The sequence below is a fragment of the Borborobacter xinjiangensis genome, assembly GCF_047739745.1.
Lineage (GTDB): Bacteria > Pseudomonadota > Alphaproteobacteria > Rhizobiales > Rhizobiaceae > Pseudaminobacter.
In genome coordinates, this window is the sequence record NZ_JBLLVA010000003.1 from 116,564 (window position 1) to 130,009 (window position 13,446).

15 protein-coding genes are annotated in these 13,446 nt (G+C 63.0%); 12 read left to right on the forward strand and 3 right to left on the reverse strand.

The genetic code is table 11. From position 1 onward, the window contains the following. Positions 1–14 precede the first annotated feature (14 nt). The 3 genes from ACLKMW_RS05035 to ACLKMW_RS05045 all read left to right on the forward strand — a co-directional run bounded on the left by ACLKMW_RS05035 (position 15) and on the right by ACLKMW_RS05045 (position 1,597). The gene (locus ACLKMW_RS05035; RefSeq protein ID WP_415723300.1) at positions 15–644 is read left to right on the forward strand and encodes a Maf-like protein; all 630 of its coding nucleotides are present in this window, start codon (positions 15–17) and stop codon (positions 642–644) included. Continuing rightward, a complete protein-coding gene (gene yacG / locus ACLKMW_RS05040) occupies positions 641–838 on the forward strand; it encodes a DNA gyrase inhibitor YacG (protein WP_415723301.1) in 198 nt (65 codons plus the stop codon). The genes ACLKMW_RS05035 and yacG overlap by 4 nt, the downstream gene beginning before the upstream one ends. Before the next feature lie 78 nt (positions 839–916). Then, the gene (locus tag ACLKMW_RS05045; RefSeq protein WP_415723302.1) at positions 917–1,597 is read left to right on the forward strand and encodes a protein-L-isoaspartate(D-aspartate) O-methyltransferase; all 681 of its coding nucleotides are present in this window, start codon (positions 917–919) and stop codon (positions 1,595–1,597) included. A 13-nt stretch (positions 1,598–1,610) separates the two neighbouring features. On the opposite strand, the gene ACLKMW_RS05050 is transcribed toward ACLKMW_RS05045, so the two are convergent. Continuing rightward, positions 1,611–2,303, reverse strand: a complete 693-nt coding sequence (locus ACLKMW_RS05050; protein ID WP_415723303.1) for a FadR/GntR family transcriptional regulator — start codon at positions 2,301–2,303, stop codon at positions 1,611–1,613. A gap of 168 nt (positions 2,304–2,471) precedes the next feature. Here ACLKMW_RS05050 and ACLKMW_RS05055 point away from each other — a divergent pair, with 168 nt between their 5' ends. The 8 genes from ACLKMW_RS05055 (at position 2,472) to ACLKMW_RS05090 (ending at position 9,314) form a co-directional block, all read left to right on the forward strand. After that, entirely contained in the window at positions 2,472–3,467 is a 996-nt protein-coding gene (locus ACLKMW_RS05055) for an ABC transporter substrate-binding protein (RefSeq protein WP_415723304.1), read from the forward strand. Positions 3,468–3,478: 11 nt separating this feature from the next. After that, the gene (locus tag ACLKMW_RS05060) at positions 3,479–4,309 is read left to right on the forward strand and encodes an ABC transporter permease (protein WP_415723306.1); all 831 of its coding nucleotides are present in this window, start codon (positions 3,479–3,481) and stop codon (positions 4,307–4,309) included. Beyond that, complete coding sequence (locus ACLKMW_RS05065) at positions 4,309–5,112, forward strand: ABC transporter ATP-binding protein (RefSeq protein ID WP_415723605.1); 804 nt, start codon at positions 4,309–4,311, stop codon at positions 5,110–5,112. Before ACLKMW_RS05060 ends, ACLKMW_RS05065 begins: the two co-directional genes overlap by 1 nt. A gap of 15 nt (positions 5,113–5,127) precedes the next feature. Continuing rightward, entirely contained in the window at positions 5,128–5,883 is a 756-nt protein-coding gene (locus ACLKMW_RS05070; protein WP_415723307.1) for an ABC transporter permease, read from the forward strand. Next, a complete protein-coding gene (locus ACLKMW_RS05075) occupies positions 5,880–6,584 on the forward strand; it encodes a fumarylacetoacetate hydrolase family protein (RefSeq protein WP_415723308.1) in 705 nt (234 codons plus the stop codon). The genes ACLKMW_RS05070 and ACLKMW_RS05075 overlap by 4 nt, the downstream gene beginning before the upstream one ends. Continuing rightward, positions 6,550–8,097 carry an acyl--CoA ligase gene (locus tag ACLKMW_RS05080; protein ID WP_415723309.1) on the forward strand — a complete coding sequence of 516 codons (1,548 nt, stop codon included), beginning with the start codon at positions 6,550–6,552 and terminating at the stop codon, positions 8,095–8,097. The genes ACLKMW_RS05075 and ACLKMW_RS05080 overlap by 35 nt, the downstream gene beginning before the upstream one ends. Further along, the gene (locus ACLKMW_RS05085) at positions 8,097–9,080 is read left to right on the forward strand and encodes a 2-dehydropantoate 2-reductase (RefSeq protein WP_415723310.1); all 984 of its coding nucleotides are present in this window, start codon (positions 8,097–8,099) and stop codon (positions 9,078–9,080) included. Before ACLKMW_RS05080 ends, ACLKMW_RS05085 begins: the two co-directional genes overlap by 1 nt. 75 nt (positions 9,081–9,155) lie before the next feature. Further along, positions 9,156–9,314: a hypothetical protein gene (locus tag ACLKMW_RS05090; protein WP_415723311.1), complete on the forward strand. Its 159-nt coding sequence runs from the start codon at positions 9,156–9,158 to the stop codon at positions 9,312–9,314. 43 nt (positions 9,315–9,357) lie between these two features. On the opposite strand, the gene hydA is transcribed toward ACLKMW_RS05090, so the two are convergent. Further along, positions 9,358–10,815, reverse strand: a complete 1,458-nt coding sequence (gene hydA, locus ACLKMW_RS05095) for a dihydropyrimidinase (RefSeq protein ID WP_415723606.1) — start codon at positions 10,813–10,815, stop codon at positions 9,358–9,360. Between the two features lie 153 nt (positions 10,816–10,968). Further along, complete coding sequence (gene galE, locus ACLKMW_RS05100; protein WP_415723312.1) at positions 10,969–11,967, reverse strand: UDP-glucose 4-epimerase GalE; 999 nt, start codon at positions 11,965–11,967, stop codon at positions 10,969–10,971. 181 nt (positions 11,968–12,148) lie between these two features. On the opposite strand from galE, the gene hemA reads away from it, so the two are divergent. Then, complete coding sequence (gene hemA / locus ACLKMW_RS05105) at positions 12,149–13,426, forward strand: 5-aminolevulinate synthase (protein ID WP_415723313.1); 1,278 nt, start codon at positions 12,149–12,151, stop codon at positions 13,424–13,426. The last annotated feature ends 20 nt before the right edge of the window (positions 13,427–13,446 follow it).

Consider the following 13,446-nt stretch of genomic DNA (forward strand, 5'->3'; position numbering starts at 1 on the left):
CAGACAGGATTGTGATGAGCACCATCCAGAAGCTTGTGCTCGCCTCGGGTTCGCCGCGCCGGATCGAGCTTCTGCAACAGGCGGGGCTGGAGCCCAGCCGGCTGTTGCCTACCGACACCGACGAGACGCCGAACAAGGCCGAACATCCGCGCTCGCTGGCGAAGCGACTGGCCAGGACGAAGGCTGAGAAAGCGCTCGAATCGCTGAAGGGCGAACAGCATTCCGACGGGGAATTCATCCTGGCGGCCGATACGGTGGTTGCTGTGGGACGCCGCATCCTGCCCAAGACGGAACTGGTCGACGAGGCGTCGAACTGTCTGAAGCTTCTGTCGGGTCGCTCGCACCGCGTCTACACGGGCATCTGCCTGATCACGCCGGCGGGCAAGCTGCGTCAGCGGCTGGTGGAAACAAGGGTCCGTTTCAAGCGGCTTGGCCGCGAGGAACTCGAAACCTATCTCGCGTCCGGAGAGTGGCGGGGCAAGGCAGGCGGCTATGCCATCCAGGGGCTTGCCGGCACTTTCGTGGTCAAGCTGGTCGGCTCCTATACCAATGTCGTCGGCCTGCCGCTTTATGAAACGGTCGGACTGCTCACGGCCGAAGGCTTCAAGGTTCACTTCAACTGGCTGTCGGGAGCGCACACATGAGCGATGCCGGCAAGGTCACGCCGCTGCGACCGAAACGGCCCTGCCCCGAATGCGGCCGTCCCGCCACGCGGGAAGCCTATCCCTTCTGCTCGACGCGCTGCAAGGAAGTCGATCTCAATCGCTGGCTATCGGGCAGCTACGCCATTCCGGTGCGCGACGACGAAGACGAGACCGACGAAAAACCCACCGAATAGTACCGGCCATGGACCATGGCCCGGAACTTCGGCCACGGCTTGCGAATTATCCGAACTGCACATGGCAAGGACAAGCCCGTGCTGGATTTCGCCGAGGCCCGGAGCCGAATGGTCGACCGGCAGATTGCCGGAAGGGGTGTGCGCGACCTTAACGTGCTGCGTGCCATGGGGACAGTGCCCCGCGAAGAGTTCGTCGCCGACAACGTTCGCGAATATGCATATCACGATATGCCGCTTTCGATCGGTAACGGCCAGACCATCTCGCAGCCCTATGTCGTTGCCCTGATGACGGAACTTGCCAGGCTTCAACCGGAGGACCGGGTGCTGGATATCGGCACCGGGTCGGGCTACGCGGCCGCCATACTGGCCGAGATCGTGGCGCGCGTGTTCTCGATCGAACGCCTGGCGTCGCTTGCTGACCTTGCCCGCGAGCGGCTTGCCTGGCTGGGTTACGACAATATCGAGGTTCGCACGGGCGACGGCAGCCTTGGCTGGCCGGAAGAAGCACCCTTCGATGCGATCATCGCTGCCGCCGGCGGTTTCGAGGTGCCCGGGGCCTTGAAACAGCAACTGGTTGAAGGCGGGCGCCTGGTGATGCCGGTCGGCCCACAAGTGCGCGCCCAGCACCTTGTCAGGCTGGTGCGTCGCAGCGGCGACAATTTCGACGAAGAAGATTTCGGCGGCGTCTGGTTCGTTCCGCTGATCGGCGCGCAGGGCTGGTCGAAGGACGAACGAATCGGCGGCAGGACCAGGACCTGACGCGGAACACCCTCTATTCCGCCGCCTCACGCAATGGGATCAACCGTCGCTCAACCTCCTGGAGGTGCAGCCGCATGGCGGCGGCCGCGCCGCCAAGATCGCGGTCCTCGATCGCGTCGACGATGCGGTCGTGATCAGCAAAACTGTGATGGTCGGCCGGCGGGCAAGCACCATCGGAGCGAAGCCTGCCCCACACCACGGCGCGCCTGATCGCATTCAGCACATCGAACAGGCCCAGCAGCACCGTATTGCGGCTCGCCTGGGCAATCTGGCGATGAAGCAGATTGTCCAGGTTCTCATATTGCCGCCAAGTGGTGGCCTGCCTGGTCTGCGCCAGCGACTGGCGCATCGCGGCAATGTCGTCGAGGGTGGCGTGAAGGGCGGCCTCGCGGGCAATCTCCGGCTCAACAATCAGGCGTGCGCGCATGACGTCCGAGGGGTTGGTTCGGCCAGCAATGTCAGCGATCGCCACCGTCTCCTCGACAGGGCCGCTGCCGATGAACGTGCCCTTGCCGACATGCCGCCAGATGCGGCCGTCCTTCTCAAGCACGGCAAGCGCCTTGCGCAGATCGCCACGCGACACGCCAAGGCTCTCGCATAGCTCGCGTTCCGGCGGCAGGCGGCTGTCGGCCGGCAGATTGAGCTGCGCCAGATAGGCCTGTAGCTGCACGAGCGCCGCATGCCCGCCATTTCCATCAATATCCACCGGTTTAACCAATTTATATGCCTCGTTATCAGCGCCGGTCATAATCCCAATGAAGGCATGGGTCAACACGCTCAAAGCCGGCGACTACAAGGGAGAAATACCTTGACCAATACCGGCAGCAGGTCTAACCAATCTTATATTGGTTATAGACCTGGGGAGGAAGCATCAATGTTCAGCATTTCCAGACGAACAATGCTGGCCGGCGTCTTCGCCGCCATCTTGGCAAGCAGCGCATCGCTTCCGGCGGCTGAGGCAGGCGACATGCGCATCGCCTTCGGTGATCTGCCCGGCATCGAATCGATCCAGACCCTTGCAGCCATCGAGCGCGCCAAGGAGCGCGGCGTGAATATCGAACTGATCATCCTCAACGATGAGGATTTGGCCGCTCAGGCCATCGTCGGCGGCCAGGCTGATGTCGGTATCGGCGCCCCTTATACGCTGATCCAGAAGGCCGGCGTGCCGATCCGCCTGTTTGCGCAGATTTCGACCCTGCGCTTCTTCCCCGTGGTCAACAGCGAATCCTACAAGAACTGGAAAGACCTGGACGGCCAGGAAATCGCCGTACAGGCGCGCGGCTCCGGCACCGAGGCGGTGATGCTGCTGATGGCCAAGAACAATGGCATCAAATACGGCAATATCAGCTATGTTCCCGGCTCCGAAGTGCGCCGCAATGCGCTGCTTCAGGGAACCATCAAGGCAACGATCGTCGATGCGGCTAACCGCCGGGCGCTGGAAGCCGAAGCGCCGGGCAAGTTCATCGTGCTTCCGGTCGAAGATCTCAGCGCCACCGATGAGGGCCTGTTCGCCACCGCCGACTACCTGAAAGACGGCGCGGCGGACGTCGACATCCTCGTCGAGGAGATGATCAGCACGGCGCGGGAAATCACCGAAAATCCTGCTGTCGCGGTCGAATACCGTAACAAATACAAGCTGCTGCCTGATCTCGGCGCTGATGCCGACAAGGAGATCGCCGAATACTACAAGGAAACGGCAGAGGCCGGCAGCCTGCCGCTGAATGGCGGCGGCGCGGAAGCTGCCCGCGACGATTTCGCCTTTTTCACCCTTTCGGGACAGATCGAGGGCGATCCCGCATCGCTCAAAGTCGAAGACTTCTGGGACACAAGCGCCCTTGACCGCGCCGTGGCCAAGCTCGGCAAGAAATAGGCGCCTCAGACATGGCCTGGAGCCTCGGCAATCAAACCAGCACTTCCCTGCCGCTCGGCAATGCTTCGCGGCGAGCGGCAATCGGAGGGCTGATAGAGAAGCCGATCGTCACCAGGCTGCTGTCGATCGCTCTTTTCGCCATCGCCTGGGAGATTGCCGGCCGCATCCCGGTCAGCTTCGCCTTCCCGACATTCTCCGACACGCTGGCCGCCTTTCTCAGGCTGATGGCTGATGGCAGCCTGCCCACGGCCTATGTGTCGACGCTGCAGCCGCTTGTGCTCGGGGTGGTCCTCTCCGCCTTCATCGGGGTCGGCGTCGGCACGCTATGCGGGCTGTGGCGCCCGGGCGAATGGCTGGTCATTCCGGTTTTCATCGTGTTGCAGGCCGCGCCGGTCGCGGCCTTCATTCCGCTGGTCACCTTCGTCTACGGCATCGGTTTGACCGCCAAGACGCTCGCCGTGATGATCCTCGCTTTGCCGATCATTGTGCTCAACACCTACAAGGCGGTGCGCAATGCCAATCCTTCGCTGCTTTTGATGTGCCGTTCGTTTCTGGGCTCACGGCGGCAGGAGATCGCCAAGATCGTCCTGCCGGATGCGAGCCCCGTCATCTTCGCCGGCCTTCGTCTCGGCGTGGCGGGCGGCTTCGTCGGCGTCGTGCTGGCCGAACTGCTGATTACGCCCACCGGCATCGGCGACCTCATCACCTTCCATCGCTCGCGCGCCGACTATGCCGAGATGTACGCAACAATCGCCTCGATCATCGCTCTGTCCACGCTGACGCTGGTTGTCTTGCAGTGGCTCGAGACGCGCATTTTCAGGCCAGAAGCGAGAGGTGCATGATGCGCGCCGCAGCCCTACGAAAGGACTCCTTGCACATGCCGCAAACCGTCGATTCGATCGTCTCGGTGCGCGGCGTCTCCAAGACCTACGGTGATGTCGAGGCATTGCGCAGCATCGATCTCGACTTTCCGCGCGGCAAGCTCACCAGCCTTCTCGGCCCGAGCGGCTGCGGCAAGACCACCCTGCTCAAGATCATCGCCGGCCTCATCGAGGCGAACGACGGAACCATTACCGTCGACGGCAAACCCGTGCTCGGACCAGGCCCGGAACGCGCCTTCGTGTTCCAGGACTTCGCACTCCTGCCCTGGGCGACGGTGCTGCGCAACGTCGCGTTCGGCCTCGAGCTTCGTGGAGCGGCCAAGGCCGAGCGCGAGGAGATCGCCCGCCGCTATGTGGCGGAAGTCGGCCTCGGCGGCTTCGAGGACAAGTACCCGCATGAGCTTTCCGGCGGCATGCGCCAGCGTGTGGGGCTCGCTCGCGCGCTGGCCGTGGATGCCGAGGTCCTGCTTCTCGACGAGCCGTTCTCGGCAGTCGACGAGCAAAACCGCCGCAAATTCCAGGAAGACCTGATCCGGCTGCGCACCAACCAGAAGAAGACCTTCATCTTCGTCACCCATTCCATCGAGGAGGCGGTATACATCTCCGACCGAATCGTCCTGCTTTCACCGCGCCCCGGCCGCGTTTCGCAGATCATCGAGCCGGCGATCGACCGCTCCGGCGATCCGGACCAGATCCATCGCGACCGGCACTATCTCGATACCGTCGAGGAAATCTGGCAGGGGCTGAAGCAATATGTGGATTGAGCAGGAGGCGCGGCCATGACCCTGTTCGGCTACCGCATTCCGATGATGGCCTCGTTGCTGGTGTGGTGCGTGTTGTGGGAGATCGTCGGGCGCCTCGACCTGGTCTTCCTGCTGCCGCCCTTCTCGGACGTGATCGTCGCGGCGATCGATCTCGTGCAGCAGCCAAGCTGGCAGTCAGCCACGGTGACGACACTGAGGGCTTTCGTCCTCGGCATGACGCTCGCCATCGCCGCCGGCGTCCCGCTCGGCATATTGATGGGCCGGGTGAAGATCGCCGACGACCTGCTCGGCATGTGGGTCAATATCTTTTCCAGCGCGCCGCTCTCGGCGCTGGTGCCGGTGCTGATGATCCTGTTCGGCTTCGGCGAAAGAACCATCGTCGCGGCAGTCTTCCTGTTTGCCGTGTGGATCATCGTTCTCGACACCCGCGCCGGTGTGCGCCACATAGCCCCCTCGCTGATCGAGATGGCGCGCTCCTACGGCGCTTCGCGTGTGGCGCTCTACGGCAAGATCATCATCTGGGCGGCGCTGCCCGAAATTCTGGCCGGCATTCGGCTAGGGCTGATCCGCGGGGTCAAGGGCGTCGTCATCGGACAATTGCTGGTGTCGATTGTCGGCTACGGTGCGCTTTTCGAGACGTTCTCGCGGAATTTCCGCATGACCCAGTTCTGGGCGCTGACAATCATTCTTTTCGGCTTTGCGCTGCTGGTCGCCGAACTGATCGAACGGGCGGAAGCCAAGGTGGATTATTACGCAGGAGTGAGAGGATGAATTTGCAAGACGCGGCGACCAATTATGTTTTCGATCCGGGGCCGCGAGTGGCCCTGCCGGTGGCCGGTACGGACCTGCTCTTTCCGGTGCACCGCATCTATTGCGTCGGCCGCAACTATGCCGCCCATGCTGTGGAGATGGGGCATGATCCGAATAAGGAACCGCCCTTCTTCTTCCAGAAGAATCCGGACAATCTGGTCGTCGGCGGCGAATTCCCTTACCCGCCAATGTCGAGCGACGTCCACCATGAGATCGAAATGGTGGTGGCGCTGAAGAGCGGCGGCGACAGTATCGCGATCGAAAGAGCCCTCGATTGCGTGTTCGGCTATGGTGTCGGGCTCGACATGACGCGCCGCGACCTGCAGGGCAAGGCCAAGGAAATGGGCCGCCCCTGGGAAGTCGGCAAGGCATTCGAAGCTTCGGCCCCCTGTTCGCCGCTGGTTCCGGCCAGCCACATCGGCCATCCAGCCGAGGGTGCGATCTGGCTGGACGTTAATGGTGCGCGCAGGCAGACTGGCGACCTCAACCAGCTGATCTGGAAGGTGCCGGAAATGATCTCCTATCTTTCAAGCCTGTTCACGCTCGCCGCCGGCGACATCATCATGTCGGGCACGCCGGCCGGCGTCGGCGCAGTCAATCGCGGCGACGTGCTGCACGGCCATATCGATGGCGTGGGCGAGCTGGAGGTCCGCGTTGTCTGAAAAGTCATCGGGCATCGACCGCATCGTCGCCGGTGCACATGACGCGCCGGCGATTTCCGCCCCCGATCGCACGACGCTAACCCATGGCGGGCTGCGCCGGCAGATCGACGAGGCAGCGAGGCAGCTCAATGCGCTCGGCATCGGCCGTGGCGATCGCGTCGCCATTGTGCTGCCCAACGGGCCGGAAATGGCAACCGCCTTCCTCTCGGTTGCCGCTACCGCGACAACGGCGCCGCTCAACCCCGCCTACCGCGCCGAAGAGCTGCAATTCTACCTGAGCGACATCGGTGCCAAGGCGATCCTGGTCGGCGAAGACGAAGCCGGCCCGGCCGTGACGGTTGCCGAGCAATTGGGCATTGGTATCTTGCGGCTGATTGCCGATCATCAGGCGCCGGCCGGCAGCTTCCGCATATCCGGCGCGCCGGTCGGCGAACCGGCCGCGCAAGGCCTAGCCGAGGCGGATGACATCGCGCTGCTGCTTCATACGTCGGGAACCACGTCGCGGCCCAAGCTGGTGCCACTGCGCCACGCCAATCTTGCGGCTTCCGCGCGCAATATCGGCGCGACGCTGAAGCTGTCGGAGGCCGACCGCTGCCTCAACATCATGCCGCTGTTCCATATTCACGGGCTGATGGCGGCGGTGTTGTCGTCGCTTGCCGCCGGGGGCAGTGTCTATTGCACGCCAGGCTTCAACGCGCTGCGCTTCTTCCAATGGCTCTCCGACGCCCGGCCGAGCTGGTACACGGCGGTGCCGACCATGCACCAGGCGATCCTGGCGCGCGCGGAGCGCAATTCGGAGGCCGTCGCGGATGCGGCGTTGCGCTTCATCCGCTCTTCGTCAGCCTCGCTGCCGCCGCAGGTGATGGCCGAATTGGAGGCGACGTTCCGCTGTCCGGTGATCGAATCCTACGGCATGACCGAGGCCGCGCACCAGATGACGTCCAACCGCCTACCGCCCGGCGCGCGCAAGGCAGGCAGCGTCGGCGTCGCCTCCGGACCGGAGGTCGCAATCATGGCGGCGGACGGACGCCTGCTGCCGGCCGGCGAGATCGGCGAGGTCGTCATTCGCGGCGAAAATGTCACCGCCGGCTACGAGAACAATCTGCAGGCCAATGAGAGCGCGTTCGCCCATGGCTGGTTCCACACCGGCGACCAAGGCCGGATGGACGCCGATGGCTATCTGCGGGTTACCGGTCGGCTCAAGGAGATCATCAATCGAGGCGGCGAGAAGATTTCGCCGCTCGAAGTCGACGAGGCCCTGATGGATCACCCGGCGGTGGCTCAAGTCGTCACCTTCGCCATGCCGCATGACAAACTTGGCGAGGACGTCGCCGCGGCGATTGTGCTGCGTGAGGGTATTTCGGCTACGGAAGTCGAGATCCGCGACTTCGCCGCCGGCAAGCTTGCCGATTTCAAGGTGCCGCGCCGGGTCGTGATCCTCGATGAAATTCCCAAGGGCGCGACCGGCAAGCTGCAGCGCATCGGCCTTGCAGCAAAACTTGGCCTCGGCTGATGCGGATTGCGATCTTTGGAGCAGGCGCGATCGGCGGCTATCTTGCTGCCAGGCTGGCGGGCGCTGGACGCGTCGACCTGTCGATCGTCGCACGCGGCGAACATCTGGCTGCCATTCACGAGACCGGGCTTCGCTTGATCGAAGCGGGCCGCGAAAGCGCGTACAAAGTGCGCGCCACCGCCGACCCGTCGGAACTCGGCGTGCAGGACTATGTGGTCCTTTCCCTGAAAGCCCATTCTGTCGCCGGCATACTCGACCAGATCGCGCCGCTGATCGGCGAACATACCGCCGTGGTGACGATGCAGAACGGCGTGCCATGGTGGTATTTTCAGGGACTGGCGGGGCCGTTTGAGGGTACGCGCCTCGCCTCCGTCGATCCCGGCGGGATCATCTGGGACCGGATCGGACCGCAGCGGGTGATCGGCGCCGTCGTCTATCCGGCCGCTGAGGTTGAGGCGCCGGGCGTCATTCGCCACCTCGACGGCACCCGTTTCTCGCTCGGCGAACCTTCCGGCGCAAAGAGCGAGCGGGTGCTGCGGCTTGCCGAAGAACTGATTGCCGCCGGCCTGCAGGCGCCGGTGCGCGAGGATATCCGCAGCGAAATCTGGGTGAAGCTGTGGGGCAACCTCTCCTTCAACCCGATTTCGGCGCTGACCGGCAGCACGCTGGAGCAAATCGTCGCCGACGAAGGCACCCGCGCCGTGGCACGCGCGATGATGCTGGAGGCGCAGGCGATCGGTGAAGCGCTCGGCGTCAAATTCCTCGTAAGTGTAGATCGCCGCATCAAGGGCGCCGGTGATGTCGGCGCGCACAAGACCTCGATGCTCCAGGACCTGGAGCGCGGCCGCCCGATGGAAATCGACGCATTGGTGACGGCGGTTCAGGAACTCGGCCGCCTCACCAGCCAGCCGACACCTACTATCGACACGGTGCTTGCACTCGTGCGCCGCCTCGCCATCGAGCGCGGCTGCTACACCGGCTGATCCGCCCCAAACCGCCGGCCGTTTAAAACGCTCCAGGAATTCCTATATGAGAGTTGTATATAGGAGTATTTTTTGATGCTTGCCAGATCACCAGAAAATCAGCGCGAAGATAAGAACGAACGCGCCGACAGAATTTCGCGCGAATATATCTCTGCCGAAAGGCGGGCAAGAGAGAAAAAGACAGCCCGCCTGCGCGCGCTGCGCCTGGCTCAAGAGGCGAACCCAGCCGAATAGCTGCGAACGCGCCGGCCTTGCGTCGGCGCTTTATTATTTCCCTTCAGACGCCGATCGGCATATGTTCGGCCGACCGCGTGACGGCGCGTGGAGCGGTGATTTCCTTCCACTTTGAGAGCGCCTGATTGACGGCCGGGAACGGCGGACGCTTGACGAACTTGCCGCGACCCGGCTGTGGCTGGTCGTTCTGGCCATCCGACCAGACGATGTCGCCGCGCGACAACGTATAGCGCGGCAGGCCGCTGACCTTGATGCCTTCGAAGACATTGTAGTCGATGATCGACTTCTGGTTAGCCGCCGAGATCGTCTTTGAGAGCTTCGGGTCCCAAACGACGAGATCGGCGTCCGAACCCGGCAGGATTGCACCTTTCTGCGGATAGATGTTGAGAATCTGCGCGATATTGGTCGAGGTCACCGCGACGAATTCGTTCATGGTCAGACGGCCGGTTTCGACACCTCGCGTCCAAAGCACCGGCATCCGGTCTTCAAGCCCGCCGGTGCCGTTGGGGATCTTGCGGAAATCCTTGAGACCGAGCGTCTTCTGCTCGCTGGTGAAGGCGGCATGGTCCGTCGCCACCACCTGCAGCGAGCCTGCGGCCAGACCTGCCCAGAGACTGTCCTGGTGCCGCTTGTCGCGGAAGGGCGGCGACATCACCCGGCGTGCGGCATGCATCCAATCGCGATTGAGATATTCGCTTTCGTCGAGCGTCAGATGCTGGATCAGCGGCTCGCCATAGACGCGCATGCCCTTCTGCCGCGCCCGTCTGATGGCTTCGTGCGCCTGCTCGCACGAGGTGTGCACGATGTAGACGGGCACGCCGGCGGAGTCGGCGATCATGATTGCGCGGTTGGTCGCCTCGCCCTCGACCTCGGGCGGGCGCGAAAATGCATGCGCCTCCGGCCCGGTGGCGCCCTCGTTCATGTACTTCTCTTGCAAGGCGGCGACGATGTCACCGTTCTCGGCATGAACAAGCGGCAGCGCCCCAAGTGCTGCGCAGCGCTGAAAGGACGCGAACATTTCGTCGTCGTTCACCATCAGCGCGCCCTTATAGGCCATGAAATGCTTGAAGGTGTTGATGCCCCGCTCAACCACCTTGGCCATGTCCGAGAACACCTGCTCGGACCAGCTTGTGACACACATATGGTAGGAATAGTCCGAGGAAGCCTGCCGCGTCGCCCGCCCCTCCCACTCCTCAAGTGCGGCGAGCATTCCGTTTGGCCCCGGAATGACGAAATCAACCACGGTCGTGGTGCCACCCGAAAGCGCTGCGAAAGTGCCGCTCTCCCAGGTTTCGGCGGCCGTGGTGCCCATGAAGGGCATTTCGAGATGGGTATGCGGGTCGATGCCGCCGGGCATGACGTAGGCGCCCGCAGCGTCGACCACCGTATCTGCGGAAAGATTCTTGCCGATCGCCGCGATCATCTCACCCTCAATGAGAATATCGGCTTCATAAGTTCTGTCGGCCGCAACGATGGTACCGCCCTTGATGACTTTCGACATGACGATCTCCTTCCCCTGATCTTCAATGCGAAGCGCCTGCAATTGCCCGTCGCCGCGCAATTCATTGGCCACCTTAATCGCTTTCTGCGCCAACAGAACAACATTCTCGCGCGCGCCGCGTGGCGCCGCAAGCGTCGAAGAGATCGGAGGTCTTCAGGCGCCGCGTGCGGAGTTCCTGCGCGTTAGGCTGCGCTCCCACGAAAGCGCATCACCAACAATGGCATCGAGATCGTCATGCGCCGGCGTCCAGCCAAGCTCGCGGCGCGCGAGCTCCGAATTGGCGATAACGGCAGCGGCATCGCCCGCGCGCCTGCCGCCGACCGTCACTTCGAACTCGGCACCATAGACACGCCGTACGCTGTCGATCACTTCGAGCACGGAATAGCCGTGGCTGTAGCCGCAATTGGCGACGAGGCTATCACCGCCGTCGCGCAGGCGGTGCAAGGCAAGGCGATGCGCAGCGACAAGATCGCTGACATGGATATAGTCCCGCACGCAGGTTCCGTCCGGCGTCGGATAGTCGGTTCCATAGACTTGCATTGCGGCCCGTTTGCCGAGCGCCGTTTCGCAGGCGACCTTGATCAGATGGGTGGCGCCCGGCGTCGACTGGCCGGTGCGGCCCTTTGGGTCGGCTCCCGCGACATTGAAATAACGAAGGACGGTATAGCGAAGATCGTGTGCTCGTGCCGCGTCGCGCAACATCCATTCGCTCATCAGCTTGGAGACGCCATAAGGCGATTCGGGCGCAAGGCGCGCATCTTCGCCCACCGGCTCCAGCCCGGCCGCGCCATAGACCGCAGCGGTCGACGAGAAGATGAAATTGCGCACATTTTCCTGCACCGCGGTCTCGATCAGTGAGCGGGTCTTGCAGGTGTTGTTCTCGTAGTAGCCAAGGGGGTCGGCCACCGATTCCGGCACGACGATGGAACCGGCAAAGTGAATGATCGCGTCGACCGCATGCGCGCGGATCACCTCTTTCACCAGTTTCACATCCGCTATATCGCCGCGCACGAATTCGGCTTCGGGAGCCACCGCCCATTCGAACCCGGTCGAGAGTCGGTCGACGACGACGACCTGTTCGCCGGCGTCCAGCAATTCCCACACCATATGGCTGCCGATATAGCCTGCCCCGCCGGTCACCAGAACTGTCATGGAAACTCCTCAAAAAGTCCCAGCTAGGAATGCAATATGTCGAAATTCCGCGCAAAAACCATCCGTTGCCTCCGCCACATGCGAGTTTCGACGAAGGTTGGCGTGGCATTTTGACCTTAATCATGGCATGGACTGATGACGGCCCCGAGATTATGGTTTGCTGCAAATTCGGGAAGGCACGATGAACTATCAGCGATTTTTCGAAGACGCCATCAACCAGCTTCACGCCGAACGGCGATATCGCGTCTTCGCCAATCTGGAACGGATCGTCGGGGCGTTTCCCCGTGCGCTGTGGCATTCCCACAATGGCACCCAGGAGATCACTGTCTGGTGCTCCAACGACTATCTGGGGATGGGCCAGCATCCGGATGTCGTTGCCGCCTTCCAGAAAACGGCGGGCACAATGGGCTCCGGAGCCGGCGGAACGCGCAACATCTCCGGCACCAACTCCCCGCTGGTCGATCTCGAACATGAACTTGCCGACCTCCACGGCAAGGAATCGGCGCTGGTATTCACCTCCGGCTTCATCTCCAACGAAGCTTCGATTTCCACCATCGCGCGGCTGTTGCCAAACTGCCTGATCCTTTCGGACGAGCTCAACCACGCTTCGATGATCGAGGGCGTCCGTCGCTCAGGCGCGGAAAAGAAAATCTTCCGCCACAACGACGTCGCTCATCTCGAAAGCCTGTTGCAGGCGGCAGGCCGCGAGCGTGCCAAGCTGATCGTTTTCGAATCCGTATATTCGATGGACGGCGACATCGCGCCGATCGCCCAGATCGCCGATCTGGCGAAAAAATACAACGCGATGACCTATATCGACGAGGTCCATGCGGTCGGCATGTATGGGCAGCGCGGCGGCGGCATCACCGAGCGCGAAGGCCTCGCTGACCGGATCGACATCATCGAGGGCACGCTGGCCAAGGCGTTCGGCACGCTGGGCGGCTATATTTCCGGTCCGAGCGCGGTCATCGACGCGGTGCGCTCCTATGCGCCGGGCTTCATCTTCACCACGGCCCTGCCTCCGGCGCTTGCCGCGGCTGCCGCCACCGCCATCCGTCACCTCAAGACCTCGCAGGTCGAACGCGACGGGCAGAAACGGCAGGCAGCACGCACGAAAGAGGTACTTTCGGCGGCGCGACTGCCCGTCATGCCGTCTGAAACGCACATCGTGCCGATCCTGGTCGGCAATCCGGAACTGTGCAAGATGGCGACCGACCGCCTGCTCGGCGTCCATGGCATCTACATCCAGCCGATCAACTATCCGACCGTGCCGCGCGGCACCGAACGCCTGCGCATCACGCCGACGCCGTTCCATACGGACGAACTGATCGACACGCTCAGGGACGCGCTTGTCGAGACATGGGACGCGCTCGGCATTCCCTACGACACCGGCGACAAGCCGATGGTCGCCGAGAGCGACAGGATCGTGCCGCTTCTGGTTCCGCAATCGGGCGGCTGACGCCCGGTTCGTCCAATCCT